26 protein-coding genes are annotated in these 23,654 nt (G+C 64.4%); 15 read left to right on the forward strand and 11 right to left on the reverse strand.

Annotated elements, in window-relative coordinates; genetic code table 11:
- Window positions 1–37 precede the first annotated feature (37 nt).
- Genes GM676_RS14890 through GM676_RS14900 form a run of 3 tightly spaced genes read left to right on the forward strand, consistent with a single transcriptional unit; the run spans window position 38 to window position 2,937 of the window.
- Window positions 38–1,150: a Re/Si-specific NAD(P)(+) transhydrogenase subunit alpha gene (locus GM676_RS14890; RefSeq protein WP_155464435.1), complete on the forward strand. Its 1,113-nt coding sequence runs from the start codon at window positions 38–40 to the stop codon at window positions 1,148–1,150.
- 12 nt (window positions 1,151–1,162) lie between these two features.
- Window positions 1,163–1,477: an NAD(P) transhydrogenase subunit alpha part 2 gene (locus tag GM676_RS14895; RefSeq protein ID WP_155464436.1), complete on the forward strand. Its 315-nt coding sequence runs from the start codon at window positions 1,163–1,165 to the stop codon at window positions 1,475–1,477.
- On the forward strand, window positions 1,474–2,937 hold the full coding sequence (locus GM676_RS14900; RefSeq protein ID WP_155464437.1) for an NAD(P)(+) transhydrogenase (Re/Si-specific) subunit beta: 1,464 nt from the start codon (window positions 1,474–1,476) through the stop codon (window positions 2,935–2,937). Before GM676_RS14895 ends, GM676_RS14900 begins: the two co-directional genes overlap by 4 nt.
- 3 nt (window positions 2,938–2,940) lie before the next feature.
- On the opposite strand, the gene GM676_RS14905 is transcribed toward GM676_RS14900, so the two are convergent.
- The 4 genes from GM676_RS14905 to GM676_RS14920 are packed head-to-tail and all read right to left on the reverse strand — an operon-like array spanning window position 2,941 to window position 7,198.
- Window positions 2,941–4,086, reverse strand: coding sequence for a UbiH/UbiF/VisC/COQ6 family ubiquinone biosynthesis hydroxylase (locus GM676_RS14905; RefSeq protein ID WP_155464438.1), 1,146 nt, complete (start codon window positions 4,084–4,086; stop codon window positions 2,941–2,943).
- Window positions 4,079–5,410, reverse strand: a complete 1,332-nt coding sequence (gene pepP, locus GM676_RS14910) for a Xaa-Pro aminopeptidase (protein ID WP_229262699.1) — start codon at window positions 5,408–5,410, stop codon at window positions 4,079–4,081. Before pepP ends, GM676_RS14905 begins: the two co-directional genes overlap by 8 nt.
- Entirely contained in the window at window positions 5,410–6,144 is a 735-nt protein-coding gene (gene murU / locus GM676_RS14915) for an N-acetylmuramate alpha-1-phosphate uridylyltransferase MurU (RefSeq protein ID WP_155464440.1), read from the reverse strand. Before murU ends, pepP begins: the two co-directional genes overlap by 1 nt.
- 10 nt (window positions 6,145–6,154) lie before the next feature.
- The gene (locus GM676_RS14920) at window positions 6,155–7,198 is read right to left on the reverse strand and encodes an aminoglycoside phosphotransferase family protein (protein ID WP_155464441.1); all 1,044 of its coding nucleotides are present in this window, start codon (window positions 7,196–7,198) and stop codon (window positions 6,155–6,157) included.
- A gap of 108 nt (window positions 7,199–7,306) precedes the next feature.
- Here GM676_RS14920 and GM676_RS14925 point away from each other — a divergent pair, with 108 nt between their 5' ends.
- From GM676_RS14925 to rsmA, 4 genes are all read left to right on the forward strand, one after another.
- Window positions 7,307–9,553, forward strand: a complete 2,247-nt coding sequence (locus GM676_RS14925) for an LPS-assembly protein LptD (RefSeq protein ID WP_371866243.1) — start codon at window positions 7,307–7,309, stop codon at window positions 9,551–9,553.
- Window positions 9,554–9,634: 81 nt separating this feature from the next.
- Complete coding sequence (locus GM676_RS14930) at window positions 9,635–11,110, forward strand: peptidylprolyl isomerase (protein WP_229262700.1); 1,476 nt, start codon at window positions 9,635–9,637, stop codon at window positions 11,108–11,110.
- 18 nt (window positions 11,111–11,128) lie between these two features.
- A complete protein-coding gene (gene pdxA, locus GM676_RS14935) occupies window positions 11,129–12,208 on the forward strand; it encodes a 4-hydroxythreonine-4-phosphate dehydrogenase PdxA (protein WP_155464443.1) in 1,080 nt (359 codons plus the stop codon).
- Complete coding sequence (gene rsmA, locus GM676_RS14940; RefSeq protein ID WP_155464444.1) at window positions 12,205–12,978, forward strand: 16S rRNA (adenine(1518)-N(6)/adenine(1519)-N(6))-dimethyltransferase RsmA; 774 nt, start codon at window positions 12,205–12,207, stop codon at window positions 12,976–12,978. Before pdxA ends, rsmA begins: the two co-directional genes overlap by 4 nt.
- A 148-nt stretch (window positions 12,979–13,126) precedes the next feature.
- Here the strand turns inward: rsmA and GM676_RS14945 are convergent, their stop codons facing one another.
- From GM676_RS14945 to GM676_RS14955, 3 genes are all read right to left on the reverse strand, one after another.
- Complete coding sequence (locus tag GM676_RS14945; RefSeq protein ID WP_155464445.1) at window positions 13,127–13,759, reverse strand: hypothetical protein; 633 nt, start codon at window positions 13,757–13,759, stop codon at window positions 13,127–13,129.
- Between the two features lie 31 nt (window positions 13,760–13,790).
- A complete protein-coding gene (locus GM676_RS14950; RefSeq protein WP_155464446.1) occupies window positions 13,791–14,405 on the reverse strand; it encodes a hypothetical protein in 615 nt (204 codons plus the stop codon).
- A gap of 133 nt (window positions 14,406–14,538) precedes the next feature.
- A complete protein-coding gene (locus GM676_RS14955) occupies window positions 14,539–15,954 on the reverse strand; it encodes a metallophosphoesterase (protein WP_371866244.1) in 1,416 nt (471 codons plus the stop codon).
- Between the two features lie 57 nt (window positions 15,955–16,011).
- Here GM676_RS14955 and GM676_RS14960 point away from each other — a divergent pair, with 57 nt between their 5' ends.
- Together GM676_RS14960 and hrcA are read left to right on the forward strand one after the other, a co-directional pair.
- A complete protein-coding gene (locus tag GM676_RS14960; protein WP_155464447.1) occupies window positions 16,012–16,728 on the forward strand; it encodes an HAD family hydrolase in 717 nt (238 codons plus the stop codon).
- 32 nt (window positions 16,729–16,760) lie between these two features.
- On the forward strand, window positions 16,761–17,777 hold the full coding sequence (gene hrcA / locus GM676_RS14965) for a heat-inducible transcriptional repressor HrcA (protein WP_155464448.1): 1,017 nt from the start codon (window positions 16,761–16,763) through the stop codon (window positions 17,775–17,777).
- Here hrcA and fur read toward each other — a convergent pair.
- The gene (fur, locus tag GM676_RS14970; RefSeq protein WP_155464449.1) at window positions 17,774–18,205 is read right to left on the reverse strand and encodes a ferric iron uptake transcriptional regulator; all 432 of its coding nucleotides are present in this window, start codon (window positions 18,203–18,205) and stop codon (window positions 17,774–17,776) included. The two genes, hrcA and fur, sit on opposite strands and share 4 nt — an antisense overlap.
- Window positions 18,206–18,355: 150 nt before the next feature.
- On the opposite strand from fur, the gene GM676_RS14975 reads away from it, so the two are divergent.
- From GM676_RS14975 to GM676_RS14995, 5 genes are read left to right on the forward strand one after another with little or no spacing between them, the layout of a single operon-like run.
- Complete coding sequence (locus GM676_RS14975; RefSeq protein ID WP_155464450.1) at window positions 18,356–19,000, forward strand: outer membrane protein assembly factor BamE; 645 nt, start codon at window positions 18,356–18,358, stop codon at window positions 18,998–19,000.
- 14 nt (window positions 19,001–19,014) lie between these two features.
- Window positions 19,015–19,821, forward strand: coding sequence for a 4-hydroxy-tetrahydrodipicolinate reductase (gene dapB, locus GM676_RS14980; protein WP_155464451.1), 807 nt, complete (start codon window positions 19,015–19,017; stop codon window positions 19,819–19,821).
- Entirely contained in the window at window positions 19,818–20,483 is a 666-nt protein-coding gene (locus GM676_RS14985; protein ID WP_155464452.1) for a MotA/TolQ/ExbB proton channel family protein, read from the forward strand. Before dapB ends, GM676_RS14985 begins: the two co-directional genes overlap by 4 nt.
- 2 nt (window positions 20,484–20,485) lie before the next feature.
- On the forward strand, window positions 20,486–20,911 hold the full coding sequence (locus tag GM676_RS14990) for an ExbD/TolR family protein (RefSeq protein WP_155464453.1): 426 nt from the start codon (window positions 20,486–20,488) through the stop codon (window positions 20,909–20,911).
- Window positions 20,912–21,229, forward strand: a complete 318-nt coding sequence (locus GM676_RS14995; protein WP_155464454.1) for a barstar family protein — start codon at window positions 20,912–20,914, stop codon at window positions 21,227–21,229.
- Here the strand turns inward: GM676_RS14995 and map are convergent.
- From map to GM676_RS15010, 3 genes are read right to left on the reverse strand one after another with little or no spacing between them, the layout of a single operon-like run.
- A complete protein-coding gene (gene map, locus GM676_RS15000; protein ID WP_155464455.1) occupies window positions 21,216–22,055 on the reverse strand; it encodes a type I methionyl aminopeptidase in 840 nt (279 codons plus the stop codon). The two genes, GM676_RS14995 and map, sit on opposite strands and share 14 nt — an antisense overlap.
- A 44-nt stretch (window positions 22,056–22,099) precedes the next feature.
- A complete protein-coding gene (locus GM676_RS15005; RefSeq protein ID WP_155464456.1) occupies window positions 22,100–22,468 on the reverse strand; it encodes a VOC family protein in 369 nt (122 codons plus the stop codon).
- 36 nt (window positions 22,469–22,504) lie between these two features.
- Window positions 22,505–23,260, reverse strand: coding sequence for a helix-turn-helix transcriptional regulator (locus tag GM676_RS15010; protein WP_155464457.1), 756 nt, complete (start codon window positions 23,258–23,260; stop codon window positions 22,505–22,507).
- 77 nt (window positions 23,261–23,337) lie between these two features.
- On the opposite strand from GM676_RS15010, the gene GM676_RS15015 reads away from it, so the two are divergent.
- The gene (locus tag GM676_RS15015) at window positions 23,338–23,607 is read left to right on the forward strand and encodes a PAAR domain-containing protein (protein ID WP_176648119.1); all 270 of its coding nucleotides are present in this window, start codon (window positions 23,338–23,340) and stop codon (window positions 23,605–23,607) included.
- Window positions 23,608–23,654: the final 47 nt, after the last annotated feature.

Raw genomic sequence — 23,654 nt, forward strand, 5'->3', positions numbered from 1 at the left:
TAGATTGTAGTCAGTTTATTAATCATTTGGAGGCACCATGAGAATAAGCGTACCGGCCGAGACTCGGCCGGGTGAGACCCGGGTGGCGGCGACTCCGGAAACGGTCAAGAAACTGGCGGCCAAGCATCAGATTCTGGTGCAGGCGGGTGCGGGCCTGGCGGCCTCGGTGACCGATGAAGCCTATGCTGCTGCCGGTGCACAAATCGTGTCCGGCAGCGAGGTCTGGGCAGCCGATGTGATCCTCAAAGTACGTGCCCCCAATGCAGACGAGCGCGCCCTGATCAAGCCGGGGACGGTGGTGATCGGCATGCTCAATCCTTTCGATGCGGACAACAATGCCGCCATGGCAACGGCCGGCTTGCAGGCCTTCGCGCTGGAGGCGGTGCCGCGCATCACGCGCGCGCAGTCGATGGACGTGCTGTCGTCGCAAGCCAACATCGCCGGCTACAAGGCGGTGATGGTGGCGGCCAACACCTACCAGCGCTTCATGCCGATGCTGATGACGGCGGCCGGCACGGTCAAGGCGGCGCGGGTGCTGATCATGGGCGTGGGCGTGGCCGGTTTGCAGGCCATCGCCACCGCCAAGCGGCTTGGCGCGGTGATCGAGGCGTCCGACGTGCGGCCGCCGGTGAAGGAGCAGGTGGAGTCGCTGGGCGCCAAGTTCATCGACGTGCCTTACCTGACCGATGAGGAAAAGGAGATCGCGCAGGGCGTGGGCGGCTATGCCCGCCCGATGCCGGCCGACTGGATGCGCCGTCAGGCGGAGCTGGTGCATGAACGCGCCAAGCTGGCCGACGTCATCATCACCACCGCGCTGATACCGGGCCGCCCGGCGCCGGTGCTGATTTCCGAAGACACCGTGAAGGCCATGAAGCCGGGCTCGGTGATCGTCGACCTGGCGGTATCGCAGGGCGGCAACTGCCCGCTGTCGGAGCTGAACAAGACGGTGGTCAAGCATGGCGTGCACATCGTCGGCGAGCCGGACCTGGCCACCCATGTGGCGGCCGACGCCTCGGCGCTGTATGCGCGCAATGTGCTGGACTTCCTCAAGCTCATCATCGACAAGGAAGACAAACTGGTGATCGACCGCGAGGACGAGATCATCAAGGCCACGCTGCTGTGCACCGGCGGCGAACTGCTGCGCAAATAACCGGGAGTCGACATGGAAATCAGCCACACCATCATTAATCTGATTATTTTTGTTCTTGCGATTTACGTCGGCTACCACGTGGTCTGGACCGTGACGCCGGCGCTGCATACGCCGCTGATGGCGGTGACCAACGCGGTATCGGCCATCATCATCGTCGGCGCCATGCTGGCCGCTTCGCTGACCGAGGGTATTGTCGGTCAGGTGGCCGGCACGGTGGCGGTGGCGCTGGCCGCCGTCAATGTGTTCGGCGGCTTCCTGGTCACGCAGCGCATGCTGGAGATGTTCAAGAAGAAGGAGCCTAAAGCCAAGCAGGGAGATAAAGCATGAATTTCATCTCCATGAATCTGGTGACGATGCTGTATCTGATTGCATCGGTGTGTTTCATTCAGGCCTTGAAAGGGCTGTCGTCGCCGGCCACGGCGCGCCAGGGTAATGCGTTCGGCATGACCGGCATGGCGATCGCCTTCGTCACCACGGTGGCGCTGATCCTCAAGCTGCGCGCGGAAGCGGCGGCGGGCGGCGCGGGCATGGGGCTGCCGCTGGTGGCGCTGGGCGTGATCGTCGGCGGCGGCATCGGCGCTGTGCTGGCCAAGAAGGTCGAGATGACCAAGATGCCGGAGCTGGTGGCGGCGATGCACTCGCTGATCGGTCTGGCGGCCGTGTGCATCGCGGTGGCGGCGGTGTCGGAGCCGCATGCGTTTGGCATCGCGGCGGTGGGCGAAGCGCTGCCGACCGGGAATCGTATCGAGCTGTTTATCGGTACCTTTGTCGGTGCGATTACCTTCTCCGGTTCGGTGATCGCGTTCGGCAAGCTGTCGGGCAAATACAAGTTCCGCCTGTTCCAGGGCGCGCCGGTGAGCTTCGCCGGCCAGCATTTGCTGAACCTGATTCTGGCGCTGGTGATGGTTGGTCTGGGCCTGGTGTTCGTGGCGGCTGGCGGCACCGAGCCGGCGTGGGTGCCGTTCCTGATCATGACCGCGATTGCGTTCGTGCTGGGTGTGCTCATCATCATTCCGATCGGCGGCGCCGACATGCCGGTGGTGGTGTCGATGCTGAACTCCTATTCCGGCTGGGCGGCGGCGGGCATCGGCTTCTCGCTGAATAACTCGATGCTGATCATTGCCGGTTCGCTGGTGGGTTCGTCGGGCGCCATCCTGTCCTACATCATGTGCAAGGCGATGAACCGTTCGTTCTTCAACGTGATCCTGGGCGGCTTCGGCGGCGCGCCGGCGGAGGCGGGGGCGGGCGGCGCCAAGGAGCAGCGTCCGGTCAAATCCGGCTCGGCGGATGATGCCTCGTTCATCATGGCCAATGCGGAGAGCGTGATTATCGTTCCGGGCTACGGCCTGGCGGTGGCGCGCGCGCAGCACTCGCTGAAAGAGCTGGTGGAAAAACTGACCCACAAGGGCGTGACCGTGAAGTACGCGATCCACCCGGTGGCGGGGCGCATGCCGGGCCACATGAACGTGCTATTGGCGGAAGCCGAAGTGCCGTACGATCAAGTGTTCGAGATGGAGGACATCAACGGCGAATTCGGCCAGACCGACGTGGTACTGATCCTCGGCGCCAACGACGTCGTCAACCCGGCCGCCAAAGACCCGAAATCGCCGATCGCCGGCATGCCGATCCTGGAGGCCTACAAAGCCAAGAGCATCATCGTCAACAAACGCTCCATGGCCTCCGGCTACGCGGGCCTGGACAATGAGCTGTTCTACCAGGCCAACACCATGATGGTCTTCGGCGATGCCAAGAAGGTCATCGAGGATATGGTCAAGGCCGTCGAGTAAGTTTTAGCGGCGGCCGTACATCATCAGTTCGGCCAGCAGGCTGCGGGCGGGGCTGATGATGTCGATGGCGGCCAGCGACAGGCCAAGCACGGCTTGCGCTGGCGAGTCGTTGGCGAAGATGCGGGCCATGGTGTCGGTGATGCGGACGGTGGTGCCGCGGTCGCGCTGGCGCTGTGCAGTGAATTGCGCAAGCATGGCCGGCGTCGCGCCTTGCGCCAGCAGGCGCGCCAGGACGGTGACGTCGCGCAGGCCGAGATTTAATCCCTGGCCTGCCACCGGGTGCAGGGTTTGCGCAGCGTTGCCGATGGCGACGGTGCGCGCGGTGCTGCGTGGATCGGCGTTCAGCCCCAATCGGAAGGCGAGACGCGGCGTGGCGTGCGTGAATTTGCCCACGCGGTCGCCGAAGGCTGCGCCCAAGGCTTGCAGGAAGTCTGCATCGTTCAGCGCTTGCAGTTCGGCCGCGGTGTCGGGACGTACGCACCAGACCAGCGAGTATTCATCGTCTTGCGGCAGCAGCGCCAGCGGGCCTTGCTCGGTGAAGCGTTCGAAGGCGCGGTGCGGTGGCGGCAGGGTGCTGCGCACTTGCGCGATGATGGCGGTTTGCCGGTAGTCGCGGTGGGTGGCGCGGTTTTGCTGTTCGTTGAATAGTCCGCCCTCGGCTTGCACCACGATGGCGGCGCGCTGCACGCGTGGCACGCCGTCCGCACCGCCGGTAATGGTCAGCGCTACGGCGTCGTCCATCTCGTCGAGCGCTTCAACGCGGGCCGGGCGCAGCGAGGCGATGCCGGCTTGTGCGCAAACCGCGCCCAGTGCGGTGACCAGGTTGCCGTAGCGGCTGACGTAGCCCAGCGCGGGCAGGTCGTAGTCCTTGCGGTCGATCAGGCTGCGGCCGAACTGGCCGCGGCGCGAGACGTGGATTTGCTCGATGGCGGTGGCCGCAGTTGGCCAGGCGCCGATTTGTTCCAGTATCTGCCGGCTGCCCCAGGACAGCGCCAGCGAGCGCGGGTCTTTGCTGGCCTGCTCCAGCGTCTTGGCGTCGATCAGGACAATGCGCGCGGCCGACACGCCGCGCTTGACCAGCAGCGCCGCCAGCGCCATGCCGGCCGGCCCCGCGCCGCAGATGGCGATGTCGTAATCCAGTTCAGTCATGCCGCATCAAGGCTTCAATCTCGGCCACGGTCTTGGGCGCCCTGGCGCTCAGAATGGTGTAGCCGCTGGCCGTGACCAGCACGTCGTCTTCGATGCGGATGCCGATGTTCCAGTATTCCTCCGGCACGCCTTCGGCCGGACGCACGTAGATGCCTGGTTCCACCGTCACCACCATGCCCGCTTGCAGCGTGCGCGATGGTTTGTCGGCTTGCGTGACGTCGCGGTACTGGCCGACGTCGTGCACGTCCATGCCCAGCCAGTGGCCGGTGCCGTGCATGTAGAACTGCAAATAGGTTTTGTTGGCGATGACCTCTTCCAGCGTGCCTGTCAGCAGGCCCAGATCCAGCATGCCTTGCGCCAGCACCTTGACCGCCGCCTCGTGTGCGCCGGCGTAGGGCAGGCCGGGGGCGATGGCTTGCAACGCGGCCGCTTGCGCGGACAGCACCAGGTCATACAGGCGCTTTTGCGGTTCGGTGAATTTGCCGTTGACCGGGAAGGTGCGCGTGATGTCGGAGGCGTAGCCATCGAGCTCGCAGCCGGCGTCGATCAGCACCAGGTCGCCGTCCCGCGACTGCGCGTTGTTGGCGCTGTAGTGCAGTACGCAGGCGTTGGCGCCCGCCGCCACGATGGAGGTGTAGGCTGGCGCCTGTGCGCCATTGCGGCGGAATTCGTACAGCAGTTCCGCTTCCAGTTCGTATTCGTGCACGCCGACGCGCGCGGCGCGCATGGCGCGGATGTGTGCAGCGGCCGAGATGTCGGCGGCGCGCTGCATGGTGACTTGTTCACTGTCGTCTTTCAGCAGGCGCATTTCGTCCAGCAACGGCAGCAGGTCGACCGTCGACGCGGGCGGCGTGACGCCGGTGCGTGCCTTGGCGCGCACGGCGGACAGCCAGTCTGCAACGCGCGCATCGAGCTTGCTGCCCAGCGGGTAGTACAGGGCCGGCACGTTGGACAGCAGCGTGGCCATTTGTTCGTCCAGCGTTTCGATGGCATAAGCTTCGTCGAAGCCGAAGGTGTCGCGCGCGGCTTCGGGGCCGTAGCGGTAGCCGTCCCAGATTTCGCGGTCGAGGTTTTTCTGGCGGCAGAACAGGATGGCGCGCGCCGGCGCTTCGCCCTGCGCGGCCACCAGCACCACCACCGCTTCCGGCTCGGTGAAGCCGGTCAGGTAGTAGAAATAGCTGTCGTGGCGGTAGGGATAGTCGCTGTCGCTGTTGCGGGCGACTTCCGGTGCGGTCGGCAGCACGGCCACCGCGCCCGCTTGCATCTGTGCCAGCAGGCGCGCGCGCCGGGCGATGTGAGGCGCGATGCTGGTCGCGGTCGCCATCACTGCACGCCCTTGCCGGCCGGCGCCAGCGCTGCCAGCGGTGCGTTCAGCAGGTCCAGCTGCGACACAGTGCCGACGTTGTGCCATTCGCCTTCGTACACTTCGCCGCCGACCTGCTTTTTGTCCGCGTATTCGCGGATCAGCGGGCCAAGCTTGGCGTAATCGCCGGCGGCAACGCGGTCGAACATCTCCATGCGGTACACGCCGATGTTCCCGAAGGTCCATTTCGGCGAGCCGTCGTTGGTCAGCGAGTACATGGTCATGCCGAAGTCGCCCTCCGGATGCCAGTCCGGATTCGGCACCATGTACAGCCAGCAGATATCGCGCTTGTCGGCCGGGTAGGGATTGCCCCACATGTCCTTGTCGTGCAAAACGTCCTTCACTTGCTGGAAGTCGAAGTAGGGCACGTAGATATCGCCGGAAATCGCCACGAACGGCTCCTCGCCCAGCAGGTGGCGCGCTTGCGCGATGCCGCCCGCCGTTTCCAGCGCCTGCTCTTCGCGCGAGTACAGCAGCTTCGCGCCGAACTGGCTGCCGTCGCCCAGCGCCGCCTCGATCTGGTCGCCCAGATGCGCGTGGTTGATGACGATTTCCGTGATGCCGGCCTTCACCAGATTCAGGATGTGCCACACGATCAGCGGCCGGCCGCGCACCTTGAGCAGCGGCTTGGGCGTGGTGTCGGTCAGTGGACGCATGCGCTCGCCACGTCCGGCGGCGAAGATCATCGCTTTCATGCGCGCGTCCTCAGAAGGTGTAGCCGACTTGCGGCTGACGGTCTTCCAGCAGGTCCAGCAGCTTGATCAGCGGTTTCAGATCCTTGTAGCGGCCGGCGGTCTTGCGCACGTATTCCATCACGGTGGGCAGATCCTCCAGATACTGCGATTTGCCGTCGCGGTAGTTCAGGCGGCAGAACAGGCCGAGGATTTTCAGGTGGCGTTGCAGCGCCATGTATTCGAAGTCCTTGTAGAAGGCGTCGATATCCTGGTTGACCGGCAGGCCCAGCGACTTGGCGTGCTGCCAGTAGCGGATCGCCCAGTCCAGCACCAGCTCCTCGTCCCACGCCACGTAGGCGTCGCGCAGCAGCGAGGCGAGGTCGTAGGTCATCGGGCCGTACAGCGCGTCCTGGAAGTCCAGCACGCCCGGATTGCCCGAGTCCACCACCATCAGGTTGCGCGAATGGAAATCGCGGTGCACATACACCTGCGCCTGCGCGGTGACGTTGGCCAGGATGGCGTCGAACACGCCTTGCAGCTCGGCCGCCTGTTTGTCGGTCAGCGTGGCTTTCAGGTGCTGGCCGATGTACCACTCGGGGAACAGGTTCATCTCGCGCAGCAGGAAGGCGCGGTCGTATTCGGGCAGCACGTCCGGACGGCTGGTCAGCTGGAATTTCACCAGCGCCTCCAGGGCTTCGGCGTACATGGTCGAGGCGTTGTCGTGGTCCAGCACCGCCAGGTAGGTGGTGGTGCCCAGGTCGGACAGCAGCATCAGGCCGGCTTCGTAATCGGTGGCGACGATGCGCGGCACGGTGACGCCGGCATGCGTGAGCATTTCGTCAACTTTGACAAACCCCAGCACATTTTCACGCTCGGGCGGCGCGTCCATGGCGATCAGGGTCTGCCCCAGCGCGGCTTGCTGTTCTGGCAAGACGTCGAGGCGGAAATAGCGGCGGAAGCTGGCGTCGGCCGAGGCGGGACGAATGCTGTCCACGTCGACCACATTCAGTCGGCGCAGCCACGTTACCAGCAGTTGCAGACGTGTATCGGTGGTTAAATTCTGTAATAAAGACATTGATGCGTGCCGAGGAAACCGGCGTCAGGTGACAATTCCCATATAATAAGGGATTCAAATCAAAAAATCGCCTTTCATGGTGCCAGGTCCCTTCTTTTCATGAGTCGCATGCCCAAACCGCAGCGCTTGGCGTATGCCCTGTCCGCTATCTTCACCGTTACGGCGCTGCCTTCGGTCGCCCATGCGCAAAATGTGCCGCCCAAGCAGCGTGCGCCGCGCGTGGAAGACAAGAACGCCGTCACCACCGTCATGGCCGAGGATATCAGCGGCCGCCCCGAGCGCGAGCTGAATCTGGAGCGCGACGCCGAAATCATCAAGGACAAGACCAAGGTCAAGGCCGATACCGCCTGCTATCGCCAGGTGGAGGATGAGGTCGAGGCCAAGGGCAATGTGAAAATCTGGCGCTTCGGCGACTATTTCACCGGCGATGAACTCAAGCTGAACATGGACACCGGCAAGGGCTACATGCTCAACCCGACCTATCAGCTGGAAGCCAACCACGCGCGCGGCAAGGCCGAGCGCCTCAACTTCATCAACGAAGATGAGGCGCAGGTGGTCAACGGCACCTACAGCACTTGCCAGAGCGCCGACCCGGACTGGTATCTGCGTTCCGACACGCTGAATCTGGACTCGGGCCGCGACGTCGGCACCGCCGGCAAGACGCTGATTTATTTCAAGGACGTGCCCATCATCGGCACGCCCGCGCTGTCGTTCTCGCTGTCGGGGGCGCGCCGTTCGGGCTGGCTGTCGCCGACGCCGGGCTTCGGCTCCAAGAACGGCGCCGAGCTGGTGGTGCCGTACTACTTCAACATCGCGCCGAACCGCGATTTGACGCTGTATCCGAAAATCATTGCCAACCGCGGCATCCAGGTGGGCGCGCTGGGCCGCTACCTGGGCGAGACCGACAGCGGCTTGTACCACGGCGAGACTTACATCGAGTACCTGCCGCACGACCGCGAATACGCCAAGGCCAATCCGGACGTGAAGAGCGACCGCTGGATGATACGCTCCTCCCATACCCAGGACCTGAGCAAGGACTGGGAGTACAGCTGGAACTTCCGCGCCGCCTCGGATAACAACTATCCGAACGATTTCTCCAAGACTGTGTCGAGCTCGACCGAGCGCCAGCTGCTGCGCGAATTGCGCACCGACTACCACGGCGACTTCTGGACCCTGACCGCGCGCGTGCAAAAGTACCAGGTGCTGCAAGATCCGGAATCGATCCTCGATCCAACGCTGACGGTGACGCGTCCCTACGACCGCCTGCCGGCGGTCAACCTGCACGCCGCGCAGTATGACGTGGCCGGCGGCTTCGACTGGGCCTTCGATTCCGAACTGACCCGCTTCTACCACCCGACGCTGATCAACGGCACGCGTCTGGTGGCGATTCCGCAGCTGAGCTATCCGATCATCGGACCGAGCTACTTCATCACGCCGAAAGTCATGGTCAACATGGCCAGCTATCAGCTCGATGCGTTCGGTTCGCAGCGGGCCGAGAACCTGTCGCGCACGGTGCCCACCTTCTCGCTGGACTCCGGCCTGATCTTCGAGCGCGACGTCAAGTTCGGCGGCAAGAACATGACGCAGACGCTGGAGCCGCGCTTGTTCTACGTGAACACGCCGTACCGCGACCAGAGCAAGTTCCCGACCTTCGACACCGACGCGGCCACCTTCAACTTCAGCCAGATCTTCAGCGAAAACCGCTTCGTCGGTTCGGACCGCATTGGCGACGCCAACCAGCTGACCGCCGCGCTGACCTCGCGCTTCCTCGACGCCAACGGCGCCGAGGCGCTGCGCCTGGCGTTCGGCCAGCGTTTCTACTTCCGCGATCAGAAGGTGCAGCTGGACTCGTCCACGCCGGTGGTCGACGCCCACTCCGACATCCTGCTGGCCGCCACCGGCCGCATCTCGGAAACCTGGACCTTCGACAGCGCCGTGCAGTACAACCCGAGCCAGAGCCGCATCGTCTCGGAAAGCTATACCGCGCAGTGGATTCCGGGCTCGAAGAAAGTGCTGAACCTGGGCTACCGCTACCTGCGCGACAGCTTCAAGAATATCGAGCTGTCCAGCCAGTGGCCGATCTTCCAGCGCTGGTACGGCGTCGGCCGCATCAGCTATTCGGTGCAGGACAAGAAAATCCTGGAAAGCCTGGTCGGTCTGGAGTACAACGCCGATTGCTGGGTGTTCCGCACCGGCGCCCAGCGTTTCGTGACCACCTCGACCAAGGCCTCGACCCAGATCTTCTTCCAGCTGGAGCTGAACGGCCTGTCGCACCTCGGCGTGGGCAGCCCGCTGGAGGCGATGAAGAGCAGTATTCCCGGCTATCAGCGCTTGAACGAGGGTTATGGCCGCTAACTCCTGATGTACACTTGGCGTCCGCCGCGCAAAAAATGCCGCGGCGCTTTTTGACTTTTTTACACCTTTGAGCGTTCTAACATGCGTAATGCCCGTAAGTACCAGATGAAACTCCTCGCAGTCCTGTTGTGCACGGCCGCGCTCAGCGGTTGTAGCCTGTTCTCGTCGAAGAAGAAAGCTGAGCCTGCGCCGGCCCCTGCCGCCGCTCCCGCCGCCGCCGCACCGGCCGCCGCGCCTGCCGCCGCTGCCGCCGCCAAGAAAGACACCGGCGGCTTCATCCCGCCGGGCGAATCGGGCAACGTGGCCATCGATTCCATCGTGGTGGTGGTCAATGACGACGTCATCACCCAGCGCGAGCTGGCCAACCGCATCAAGACCGTGACCGCCCGCATGAAGGCGCAGAACGTGCAGATGCCATCGGCCGCCGACCTGCGCCGCCAGCTGCTGGAGCGCATGATCGTCGAGCGCTCGCAGCTGCAAATGGCCAAGGAATACGGCGTGCGCGTGGACGACCTGCAACTGGACCGCGCCATCCAGCGCATCGCCGAAGCACAGAAGCTGAGCGTGCAGCAGCTGCGCGATCAGATGGAAAAAGACGGCACGCCTTACGCCTCGTTCCGCGAGGAGATTCGCGAAGAGATCATCATGCAGCGCCTGCGCGAGCATGAAGTCGACGCCAAGATCCAGATTTCCGACGCCGAGGTGGACAGCTTCGTGGCGGCGGAGAAAGCCGCCGCCGCCGAGCAGTACGAAATCAATATCTCGCAGATCATGATCCGCATTCCGGATAACGCCACGGCCGAAGTGATCGCCCAGCGCCGCGCCCGCGCGGAAGAGGTGATGCGCCAGCTGCGCACCGGCGCCGACTTCGCCAAGATGGCCGCCACCTACTCGGACGCCAGCGACGCGCTGCAAGGCGGCGCGGTGGGCTGGCGCCAGCCCGAACGTCTGCCGCCGGTGTTCGCCGAAGCGCTGACCAAGCTGAAAGCCGGCCAGGTCACGCCGATCATCAAGAGCACCGGCGCCTTCCACATTCTGAAGGCGGTGGACCGCCGCAGCCTGGCCGAGGCGCAAGCCGTGGCCTCGGTGCAGCAGACCCACGCGCGCCACATCCTGATCAAGGTGACGCCGACCATGAGCGCGGCCGACGCCAAGCGCAAGCTGCTGGAACTGAAGGAGCGCCTGGACAACGGCGCCGCCAAGTTTGAAGACCTGGCGCGCCTGGTGTCGAACGACGGTTCGGCGTCCAAGGGCGGCGACCTGGGCTGGCTGTATCCGGGCGACGTGATGCCGGAGTTCGAAGCGGCCATGAACAACCTGAAAATCGGCGAAGTCAGCCAGCCGGTGGAAACCAGCTTCGGCCTGCACCTGATCGAAGTGTTGGAGCGCAAGACCGACGACTTGTCGAAAGAGCGCGAGCGCAACAACGCCCGCCAGGCGCTGCGCGACCGCAAGCTGGAGGAAGCCACCGAGAGCTGGCAGCGTGAAGTCCGCGACCGCGCGTACGTCGAGTACCGCAACGAAGACGACAAAGCCGCCAACGCCGCAAGCAAGTAAGACAGAAAGGGGAGCACGATGAGCGCCACTTCATCCAAACGGCGCCCGGGAGTGCGCCCCGCCATTGCCGTCACGGTCGGCGAGCCGGCCGGCATCGGTCCGGAAATTTCCCTGCGCGCGGCGTGGGCGCGGCGGCACGAAGTCAATTGCGTGCTGCTGGGCGACGCCGCCTTCCTGGCCATGACGGCCAACGATATCGATCCCGAGATCAAAGTCTCCGCGCTGTCGCTGATGGCGGTGCGCAATGGCGGCCTGCCGCATTTCGGCCCGGACCGCATCAGCGTGATCGACGTGCCGCTCGACGCCCACGTCGTGCCCGGCAAGCTGGACAAGGAAAACGGCCGCGCCGTGCTGGCCACGCTGGACGCCGCCATCGAGGGCGTGCGGGCCGGCTGGTTCGAGGCGGTGGTCACCGCGCCGCTGCAAAAGAGCACCATCAACGACGCCGGCGTGAAATTCTCCGGCCATACCGAATATTTCGCTGAAAAGACCAACACGCCGCAGGTGGTGATGATGCTGGCTGGCCCGCAGTCGCTCAGTGGCCAGCTGCTGGGCGAGCAGCTGCGCGTGGCCCTGGCGACCACCCACCTGCCGCTGCAAGAGGTCTCGGCCGCCATCACGCCGGACGGCCTGGCGCGCACGCTGGACATCATCCACGCCGACCTGCGCGACAAGTTCGGCATCGCCGCGCCGCGCATCCTGGTGTGCGGGCTGAACCCGCACGCCGGCGAGAACGGCTATCTGGGCCGCGAGGAAATCGACACCATCTCCCCGGCCATCGCGGCGGCGCAAGCGCGCGGCATCGATGCGCGCGGCCCGTATCCGGCCGACACCCTGTTCCAGCCCAAATACCTGCAAGCCGCCGACTGCGTGCTGGCGATGTACCACGACCAGGGCCTGCCGGTGCTGAAATACGCCACCTTCGGCAACGGCGTCAACATCACGCTGGGCCTGCCGCTGATCCGCACCTCGGTCGACCATGGCACGGCGCTGGACCTGGCCGCGCAGGGCCTGGGCAAGGCCGACTGCGGCAGCATGGAGCAGGCCATCGGCGCCGCGCTGGCCATGGCAAACCATTCTTTGGACAATAAAAAATGAAACAACACGTAGCCCGCAAACGCTTCGGCCAAAACTTCCTGCACGACCAGCACGTCCTGGGCAGCATCACCGAGTCGATCAACCCGGCGCCGGACGACACCATGGTGGAAATCGGTCCCGGCCTGGCGGCCATGACCGACCAGCTGCTACGCACGCTCAAGCACATGCACGTGGTGGAGCTGGACCGCGATCTGGTGGCGCGCCTGGAGAAAGCTTATCCGCGTGACAAGCTGACCATCCATTCCGGCGACGCCCTGAAATTCGACTTCGGCAGCATTCCGGTGCCGGAAGGACAAAAGCTGCGCATCGTCGGCAACCTGCCGTACAACATCTCCAGCCCATTGCTGTTCCACCTGGCGACCTTTGCGCCGCAGGTGAAGGACCAGCACTTCATGCTGCAAAAAGAGGTGGTGGAGCGCATGGTGGCTGAACCGGGCAGCAAAGTGTACGGCCGTCTGTCGGTGATGCTGCAATGGCGTTATGACATGTCGCTGCTGTTCGTGGTGCCGCCGGAAGCCTTCGATCCGCCGCCGAAAGTGGATTCGGCCATCGTGCGCATGATCCCGATCGCCCAGCCGCTGGAATGCGATGGCGAGAAACTGGAGGCCGTGGTGCAGAAAGCCTTCTCCCAGCGCCGCAAGGTGATCCGCAACTGCCTGGCCGGCATGTTCACCGAAGAACAGATCGTCGCCGCCGGCATCAACCCGACCGACCGCCCGGAAGCCGTCGGCCTCGCCCAGTACGTCGCCCTGACCAATCTGCTCAAATAAAAAAAAGCCCGCTAAGCTAGCGGGCTAAATCCATTTCCTTTGCAAGAAGTGGAGGAGACAAGTGCAGTATGCTGCGTCACAGCATATAAATCCACTTTATTTTCCCAATATCAATTATTTCGATATTGAATATCTCCGCCGTCCTTCCTTATTTCGGTACGCAGGTCACCACCAGATCGCTGACCGGCGATTCGTGCATGATGCCGGTGCCGTTGGCGATGGTGCAGTTCAGGCCGTTGTCGGTGTTGAGCACCGTCACGCCGTAAGCCGCGCCGTCCGCCACCGTGGCGGCGAAGGTGAAGGTGCCGGAACCGGTGGTGGTATTGGTGGCGCCGGCGCTGCTCAGCGTGACCGAGCTGGTCGAGCCATTCAGCAGGGTCACGGTACGCGCGGTGGTGCCGTCGGCCGCGACCGTCAGGCCGGTGAACTGGCCGCTCAGGGTGTATTCGTTTTGCACGCAGCTGACCCCCGCCTGGATGGTCACGGTGTGGCCGGCCGAGCCGCTGCCGCCGCCGACGGTGCAGTTCATGTGGGCTGGCTGGCTCTTGATGGTGATGTTGTAGTCGGTGCCGTAGTCAATTTGCTTGGGGAAGGCAAAGCTGGTGGCGCCGGATGGCACGGTCACGGTGTCGCTGCCGTTGGCCAGCACCAGGCCGCTGTTGGACAAGCCGAAAACGGAGCCCTGCACCGTATACTGGGCCTTGCCACCGCAACCGGCCAGCGTGGCTACCGAGGCCACCATGGCCAGCGCCGCCGCGGCGCGTACGAACGAAAATTTCATGTATTTCTCCAAAGATTAGAACGGCCGCAGCTTAGTTGTTGGTGCAGTTGACGATCAGGCCCAGCTGGTTGTCGCCCGGCATGGTGCCAGGGTTGTTGCCGGCGTCGAAGGCGCATTTCTGGTTGGCCGGCTGGGTCAGCACGGTGGCGCCGTAAGGCGAACCGTCCGATACCGAGGTCGGGAATTTGAAGGTGACATCGGCGCCGGCGGTCGCGGCTGGATCGATGGAAACCAGGTCGGAGCCGTTGGCCAGCACCAGGCCCTTGCCGGTCAGGCCCTTGACGGTGCCGCCCAGGGTGTAAGGGTTGGCCTTGCAGCTGACAGCCACGGTGTACACGGTGTACACGCTGGCCTTGCCTTTGTTGTTGGCGATCTCGCACTTGGCGCCGGTCGGCTGGTTGGCGATTTCCACGTCAAACTGCTCGTCGGAGCCCAGCAGCTTGGTGAAGTAGAAAGCGGTGGCGCCGGTTTCGATGGTCAGTTTTTCACCGTTGCCGTTATTCACCAGCACCAGGCCAGCTTTTGGCAGGCCGCTAGGATAAGAAATGGTGCCGGACAGCGACAGGCTGCCGTTGTTGCCGCCGCAGGCGCTCAGAATGACACCACACAGCAGGGCAAGGCCCGCACGCAGATACGAACTTTTCATAAAAACTCTCTCTCCAAAACGAATAGGGCCCGGCAGCACGCACGGGAGGCAGCATATTACACTTGTGCGCCGTATTTTAGTGCATTTGGTAACCTTGCCTGAGCAAATCGATGTAACAGCGTGTGACGCCGGCCTACTTCACCTGCGCCACGTCGCACACCGAGCGACGCCCGTCCAACTGGCAGCGGTTGCGGATTTTTCCTTGTAAATCATGCACTTCGATATCCCATTGGTCGGCGCCGCGGCGCTCCATGGTCATGAAGCCGAAGCCGTCCACCCACGAGCTGAAATGCTCGACCACCGCGCCCGGCGCCGGCGTCACGCCCGGCGCCGGCGTCACGCCCGGCGGCAGCGTTTCCGGCAGCGGCACGATGTCTTCCGAGGTGCCGGCAAAGCCGGCGATGAACTGGCTCGGGTGCTGGCTGGAGAAGCTGGCCTGCTGCCACAGGTGGACGTGGCCGGACAGCATGGCCTGTATCGCCGGCGTGAACAGCAGCGGATTAAGCGAGCCGAAGCTGGCTTGCAGGCCGGCGTCGCCGGGCAGCAGCACAATGCTGCCGTCCGGCTTGCGGTCGGCGCCCATGCCCAGCAGCGGGTGGTGGGCGATGCCGATATTGCGCGGCGCCTGCTGCGACAGGGCGTCCAGCTTGCGGTACAGGTCGCGGTATTTGTCGTAGCCGACGTCGCCCGGTTTCAGGCCTTTCCAGGTGGTGTTGGCGGTGTCCAGCACCAGCAGCTGGGTAGCCTGGCCGATCGGCACGGCGTAGGGATCGCTGTAGTTGCCGGTGTTGTCATCGGCCGCCGCGTTGCAGTCGCGGCCCTTGAGCAGCGGACGCGGGTCGAGGAAGCGCCAGTAGCCCTGGCCGCCGCGCTGGCAGTTTTCGTGATTGCCGCGTGCCATGATCCACGGCGCGGCATCCAGCAGTTTGGCGCCGGGGGCGAAGAAATCGTCGTCCCAGGCGTCCCAGCCATAGCCCCACGGGCTGCCGGCGCAGCCGGCGTTGCCTTCGGGGCAGGCGTTCTCGCGGTAGTGGTAGTCGCCGACGTGGATCACCAGGTCTGGCTTCCAGGCGGCCGCCTGCGCGGCCACGGTGGCAAACGGGTATTGCGCGATGTCGTTGCAGGCCTGCCAGCTGTTGCTGCTCTTTTGCAGGCGGCAACCGGTGTCGCCGATCACCACGATGCGCCTGGGCTCGGCCTTGGGCAGGGGCAGCTTGCGGCCCAGCACGGTCGCGCTGGCGGTGCCGGCCGGCAGCGTGGCTTCGCAGGTCAGCAGCGGGAATTCGGCCGGTTTGGAATCGGCCGGCGCCGACGGCGTGCCACGCAGCGGGATGGTCTGGGCCGGCGCGCGCAGCGCCATGGGCTGGCTGCGCTGGTTGAGGACGATGTCGGGGCAGGCGGGCGCGTCGATCAGCACGCGGGCGACGGCGGCGCCGTATTCGCCCAGCACCACGTAGGAAGTAAAGTCGGGCGGCGGCAGCGGATTGGTGGCGGCGCAGCCGGCCAGCAGCATGGCCGGGGCCAGGCGTTTCAGGATGGGTAACAGCACGGGATCTCCAGCGGGATAATCCTGATGTTACCATGGTGTTTATTTGCCTACATCACCATGACTTCACGCCGTCCGCTCGCTCTGCTGTTCGACCTTGACGATACCTTGTGGCCGATCGGCCCGGTGATCGCCGCCGCCGAGGAAAGCTGGCACGCCTGGCTGGCCGAGCGCGCGCCCCGGGTGGCGCAGGCGTTCAGCGTGGCCGAGCTGCGGGTGCGCCGCATGGCGCTGCTGGAGCGCCGGCCAGAGCTGATTTCGGACTTGTACCAGCTGCGGCGCGAGGCGCTGGAAGAGGTGTTTGCCGAGCTGGGCGAGGACCCGGCCCACATCGAGGGCTCGATGCGGCACTTTGCCGTGCAGCGCAACCTGGTGGTGCCGTTCGCCGACGTGCTGCCGGTGCTGCCGCTGTTGCAGGGCATGCTGCGCCTGGGCGTCATCACCAACGGCAATGCGGATCTTGAAGTGATCGGCATGGACCACCATTTCGAGTATGCGCTGTCGTCCTCGCAGTATGGCCGCGCCAAGCCTGACCCGGGCATTTTCCAGGCCGCCTGCGCGGCCATGGGCGTGGCGCCGCAGGACGCGGTGTACGTCGGCGACGACCTGCGGCTGGACGTGCAGGGCGCGCAAGCGGCCGGCCTGCGCGCGGTCTGGATGAACCGCCACGGCAGCACGGCGCACCTGGCAGCGGGCGTCACGCCGGATGCCATTTGCGCCACGTTTGACGAGCTGCTGGCCTGGATACGTGGGCAGATGCAGGATAGCCGTGCATAATAGTAAGCAGAACTTCGATACCGGTAATTAGTATGCAACTCGACAATCGTGCACAAACTTTGCTGAAGGCGCTGGTGGAACGCTATATCGCGGATGGCCAGCCGGTGGGGTCGCGTGCGCTTTCCAAGATTTCCGGGCTGGACCTGTCGCCGGCCACCATCCGCAACATCATGGCCGATCTGGAGGAGCTGGGGTACGTGGCCAGTCCGCACACCTCGGCCGGCCGGGTGCCGACGCCGCGCGGCTATCGCATCTTTGTCGATACCCTGCTGACGGTGCAGCACCTCGACGAGCAGGCCGTGGGCGCGCAGCTGCGCCTGCAATCGCCGCAGCCGCAGAAGATGATCACCAATGCGGCGCAGATGCTGTCCTCGCTGTCGCAGTTTGCCGGCGTGGTGCTGAGCCCGCGCCGCGAGTCGGTGTTCCAGCAGATCGAGTTCCTGCGCTTGGGCGAGAAGCGGATTTTGCTGGTGATCGTGGCGCCGAATGGCGACGTGCAGAACCGCCTGCTGTTGACGGACGTCGATTACAGCCCGGCCCAGCTGGTGCAATCGGCCAATTACATCAACCAGAATTACGGCGGGCTGGCGTTTGACGAGGTGCACGCGCGCCTGCAAACCGAGCTGCGCCAGCTGCGCGACGACATGGGCCGCCTGATGCAGGTGGCGGTGGAGGCGGGCAGCGAGGCCATGGCCGACGATTCCGACAACATGGTCATCGCCGGCGAGCGCAACCTGCTGTCGGTCAGCGACCTGTCGTCGAATATGACGTCGCTGCGGCAGATGTTCGATATGTTCGAGCAGAAGACCGGCCTGATGCAGCTGCTGGACGTGTCGTCCAAGGCCAGCGGGGTGCAGATTTACATCGGCGGCGAATCGAGCCTGGTGCCGATGGATGAGATGAGCGTGGTGACCGCGCCGTACACGGCCAATGGCAAGATCGTCGGCACGCTGGGGGTGATCGGCCCGACGCGGATGGCGTATGAACGGGTGATACCGATCGTCGATATCACCGCGAAGCTGCTGTCAAACGCCCTGACCCACAATTAGGAGGGGCGGTGCGGGCAGGCGGTCTTGGTGCAGTTGCCGTAGATCGCCAGCGCGTGCTCGGCGATCTTGAAGCCGCGCTCATGGGCGATGGCGTGCTGGCGCTCCTCGATCGCTTCGTCGTAGAACTCTTCCACGCGGCCGCAGTCCACGCACACCAGGTGGTCGTGGTGCGAGCCGGCGTTCAGCTCGAAGATGGCCTTGCCGGTTTCGAAGTGGTTGCGGTTCAGCAGCCCGGCCTGCTCGAACTGGGTCAGCACGCGGTAGACGGTGGCTAGGCCCACGTCCATATTGTCCGCCAACAAGATCTTGTAGACGTCCTCGGCGGTCAGGTGGCGCACTTCGCTGTTCTGGAAGATATCCAGGATTTTGATGCGTGGCAGCGTGGCTTTCAGGCCGCTGGCCTTCAGATCGGTAGGATTGTTACCCATGGTCGAGACTCGTAGATTGGTTGGCGATAGCTAGCCGGTAGTTTACCGTACTCCGACTAATCCGGTTACAAAGATTTGCCCCGTCCCGTGCCGGGTGCTTTATGATATAGCGTTTTTCGGCACATCCGCTCGACCAGATTGAGGACATTTATGCGCGTCACCCAGGCTTTTTCGCAGTCTTTGTTGCACCGTTTGACTCCCGTTGCCGCCACCGTGTGCGTGGCGCTGGCGCTGGGCGGCTGCGCGACCAAAACCACGCTGGGCGAGAAATCGACGGAAGTGAAGGACAGCGAACCGACGCTGGACGCCAACAAGGGCGCGCAAACCACCACTATTACCAAGCTGCAACGCTTCATGTGGTTCTTCTCGCCGTACCGTCCGGACATCCAGCAGGGTAACTTTGTCTCCGAAGAAATGTTATCTCAGCTGAAAGTCGGCATGACGCAGGACCAGGTGCGCTTCATCTTCGGCACCGCGCTGCTGGCCGACCCGTTCCACGGCAACCGCTGGGACTACGCCTTCCGCCTGGCCAAGGGCAATGGCGAAATCACCACCAGCCGCGTGATCGTGTTCTTCGACAAGGACGGCAAGGTCGAGCGCTGGGAAGGCGGCAACCTGCCGACCGAAAAAGAATACATCGCCCGCATCGCCGGCCCGGCGCCGAACGCCAAGAAGGAAGCGGCCATCGAGGCCGCCTTGTCGAAGCCGGCGCCGACCGCGCCGCTGCCGGCCGGCGCCGACAACCCGGCCGCCGCTTCGCCGGTGGGCGTGACGATCAGCAACGACAAGAAATAACAAGGATAAGCAGCATGACGCAAATGAATATCGCCATCGCCGGCGCCGGCGGCCGCATGGGCCGCATCCTGATCGAGGCCGTGCAGAACGCCGACGACGCCCGCCTGTCCGGCGCGCTGGACCGTGCCGGCTCGGAGCAGGCCGACGCCGCCGCCTTCCTCGGCAAGCCGGCCGGGGTGCCGGTGGAGTCGGCGTTCGGCAAAGGCCTGGCCGGCGCGCAGTACCTGATCGACTTCACCCGTCCGGAAGCGACGCTGGAACACCTGAAGTATTGCGCCGAGCACGGCATCAAGCTGGTGATCGGCACCACCGGTTTCGACGACGCCGGCAAGGCCGCCATCGCCGAAGCGGCGAAGAAAACCGCCATCGTGTTCTCGCCTAACTTCTCGGTAGGCGTCAACGTGACCATGAAGCTGCTGGAGCAGGCCGCCAAGGCGCTGTCGACCGGCTACGATATCGAAATCATTGAAGCGCACCACCGCTTCAAGGTGGACGCACCGTCCGGCACCGCGCTGAAAATGGGCGAGGTGATCGCCGACGCGCTGGGCCGCGATCTGAAGGAACACGGCGTGTTCGCGCGCGAAGGCGTGACCGGCGAGCGCGATCCATCGTCGATCGGCTTTGCCACCATCCGCGGCGGCGACATCGTTGGCGACCACACCGTGCTGTTTGCCGGCATCGGCGAGCGCATCGAGATCAGCCACAAGTCCAGCAGCCGCGTCACGTACGCGCACGGCGCCATCCGCGCCTGCCGCTTCCTGGCCGACAAGCCGACCGGCCTGTTCGACATGTACGACGTACTGGGCCTGAAAGACAAATGAACCCGGCCGCCAGCCAATTCACCCTGAGCCGCTTCTGGGAGCAGGGTGACGCCATCAGCCATGCGGTGGCGTTTGTGCTGCTGGCGATGTCGCTGGTGAGCTGGTTCTTCATCCTGGCCAAGGCCTACGCTGCGTGGCGCATCCGCCGCGGCGCGCCGGCGGTGGCGGCGTTCTGGGATGCGCCGTCGATGCAGGATGGCGTGAATGCGTTGTCGCTGGCCGATCCCGAAAAGATTTTCCTGCCGCTGGCGCAGCAAGGCGCGGCGCAATTGACCGCCTCGTCGCGTCCATCGCTGGGCGGCGAGATGGACCGCGCGGCGCAGGCCACGCGCGTGCTGCGCGGCGCCATTCAGACGTCCACCAACCGGCTTGAGAGCGGCCTGACGCTGCTGGCGTCGATCGGCGCCACCGCGCCGTTTGTCGGCCTGCTGGGTACGGTGTGGGGCATTTATCATGCGCTGGCCAATGTGTCTTCGCACGGCACGGTGCAGATCGATAAAGTGGCGGGGCCTGTGGGCGAGGCGCTGGTGATGACCGCCATCGGCCTGACGGTGGCGATTCCCGCGGTGCTGGCCTACAATGGTTTCAACCGCGTCAACCGGCTTACGCTGGCGGAGCTGGACGCGTTTGCGCATGACCTGCACGCTTACCTGACCAAATAAACATGGCTTTCGGCGCATTCAATCACCATCGCAATCCCGGCCCGATGGCGGACATCAATGTCACGCCCATGGTGGATGTGATGCTGGTGCTGCTGGTGATCTTCATCCTGGCGGCGCCGATGTTCACCGGCTCGGTGCAGCTGGAGCTGCCGAAGGCGCAGGCGCCCGCCGCGCAAACCGCGCCCGCCGCCACAGTCACGCTGTCGATCGATGGCAAGGGCAAAATTTTCTGGAATAACGATCCGGTTGAACGGGATGCATTGGAATCCCGTCTGGTCGAAGCGGCCAGGCTGGACCCGCAACCGGAACTGCAACTGCGTGCCGACAAGGACACCCGCTATGAAATCGTGGCGCAGGTGATGGCCGCCGCGCAAAGCAATGGATTAACCAAGTTGGGATTCGTCACGGATCCCAAGGAGAAGAAGTAAATGGCAACCGCAGAACTGAATGGCGCAGCCATCAAGGATTTCGACAGCTTCCACGCCGAATGCAAGGCGGCGATGGGCTTCCCCGACTCGTATGGCAACACCATGGATGCATGGGTGGATTGCCTGAGCTATCTGCGCGATGACGACAGCATGAGCCGCTTCAAGCTCAAGCCGAACGAGGTGCTGGACATCGTCATCAAGGACGCTGCCGCGATGCAGCCCGACATCCTTGAAGAAGTCACCTACTGCGTGGCCGGCCTGAACGAGCGCTACGAAGACTACGGCGAGAAGCCGGCCCTCAAACTCACGCTGCGCTAGCCGGCTCCACGCCGGCCGGCGTCGCGTTCGGAATATTGGCCTTGGCGCCGGTTTCGCCCGGCGCCAGCGTCAGCACCTCGAAGCCGGTCTCGGTGACGTGCACCATGTGCTCCCACTGCGCCGACAGCGATTTGTCGCGCGTCTCGACGGTCCAGCCGTCGCTCAATTCCTTGGTTGCGGCCTTGCCGGCGTTGATCATCGGCTCGATGGTGAACAGCATGCCTGGCTTGAGCACCAGGCCCTGGCCCGGGCGGCCGTAGTGCGTCACCTGCGGATCTTCGTGGTAGACCTGGCCGATGCCGTGGCCGCAGTAATCCAGCACCACGCTGTAGCCCGCCTTTTCCGCTACGCTCTGGATGGCGAAGCCGACGTCGCCCAGCGTGGCTTTCGGCTTGACGGCGCGGATGCCGGCCCACATGGCGGCGTAGGTGGTCTCAACCAGCTTGCGGGTTGGCTTGCTTGGCTCGCCGACGTAGTACATGCGGCTGGTGTCGCCGTGCCAGCCATCCTTGATGACGGCCACGTCGATGTTGATGATGTCGCCGTTTTTCAGCACCTGCGTTGCTGACGGAATGCCGTGGCAGACCACGTGGTTGACCGAGCTGCACACGGTGGCCGGAAAGCCGCCGTAGCCGACGTTGGCCGGAATCGCCTGCTGCACGTTGACGATGTAGTCGTTGCACAGCTGGTCGAGGTAGGCCGTGGTCACGCCCGGCTTGACGTGGGGAGCGATCATGGTCAGCACATCGGCCGCCAGCTGGGCGGCGACGCGGGCTGGCACCATTTGCTCGGGCGTTTTGATCAGATTGGCGTTACGGCGGGACATGGGACTACCTCGTTATTTGCTGAGGCGGTATTGTCCCACAATCGTCAGCGCACCGCCTTTAAATCGAAGTGCGGGTTGAGGATGAGGCACAGCAGGTTGCCGAAGGGATCGGCCAGTTCGACGGTGCGGATGCCTTCGCCAACGTCCTGGATGGCGCCGTGTACGGTGGCGCCGAGCGCGGTGATGCGGGCCACTTCCGCTTCGATATCATCGACACCCCAGTAGACCAGCGCGCCTGCTTTGGCGGGCGTGCCGCCGTCCGGCAGCAGGCCCAGCTCGAAGCCGCCGATGTTGAAGCCGACGTAGAACGGCTGGTCGAAATAGGGCTCGGCGCCGAAGACCTTGCTGTACCAGTCCTTGGCGGCGGCCAGGTCGGTGACCGGGTAGATGGCGGTGCGCAGTCCGTTAATCATGATGCCTCCTGTTGAAGAAAACACCATCTTGGCACATCAGGCAGCTTCGCGATTGGAAAAATGGAATCGCTCGGGCGTGCTGCCGGCCAGTTGCTGGAAATCGTGGATCAGGTGGGATTGGTCGAAGTAGCCGCATTCCAGTGCCAGTTGCGCCCAGTCCGGCGCGCCGCCGGCATCCAGCGCCGCCGTCGCCCGGCGGAAGCGGCAAATCCGCGCATACAGCTTGGGCGGCAGCCCGACATGCTCGCGAAACTGCGCCGCCAGATGCTGGCGCGACACGCCCAGCCGCGCCGCCAGCGCCTCCACCCGCACCTCGCCGCCACTGCCGTCCAGCAGCGCCAAGGCCTGCCGCACCAACGCCCCGCCGTCGGGCCGGGCGGCCCGCAGCCGCCGCAGCAACTCGCGCTCGATGATGGCTAGCCGCGCGCGCTCGGGCGCCTCGCTGGTCCACAGCGCGTCGGCCAGCCGGTCCGCATCGCTGCGGCCCCACAGCTGATCGATCTCCGCCCGCTGATCGGTCAGCACATGCAGCGGCGTTGCCAGGAATAGCCCTGCCATGCCTGGCTTGAAACGCACCGCCAGCGTCCGCACCGGCCGCTCGCTGGCGACCAGGATGGCCGAGGACATCATCCCCACCGCAAATCCCTCCTGCCCGCCGTCCTGCCAGAGAATATCCACGCAATTATCCGGCAGTACCCGGTGCTTGTGCGCCCCGCCAGGCGCGCGCGCCGCCCACACGCAAGCCAGATAGGGCGCGAGGGCAGGGTGAGGAGCGTATTCCCGGTAATGCATCGTATCGTGCAGAGTCTGTTTAACGGATCAGGTAAGCTAGCAATCATGCTTATTTTATATTTATTTGGAACATAATCGTGGGCGAAAAGGCGATCATCCGGCTAGGCGACAAAACCTCGCACAACGGCACCGTACTGGAAGGCTTCCAGGACAGCATCTGCATGGGCAAGCCCATCGCGGGCGTGGGCCACAAAGTCAGCTGCCCCAAATGCCGCGGCACCCACACCATCGTCGAAGGCGAAACCAGCTTCATCGCCATGGGCAAAAACGTCGCCGTCGAAGGCATGAAAACCTCCTGCGGCGCGGTCCTGATCGCCAGCCAGCAAACCGATACGGCCGGCGGATGAAGCTCCGGCCCGCCCTCTTGGGCGCCGGCACGCTGGTCCTCTGCCTG

It is taken from the genome of Duganella radicis, from assembly GCF_009720825.1.
Lineage (GTDB): Bacteria > Pseudomonadota > Gammaproteobacteria > Burkholderiales > Burkholderiaceae_D > Rugamonas > Rugamonas radicis.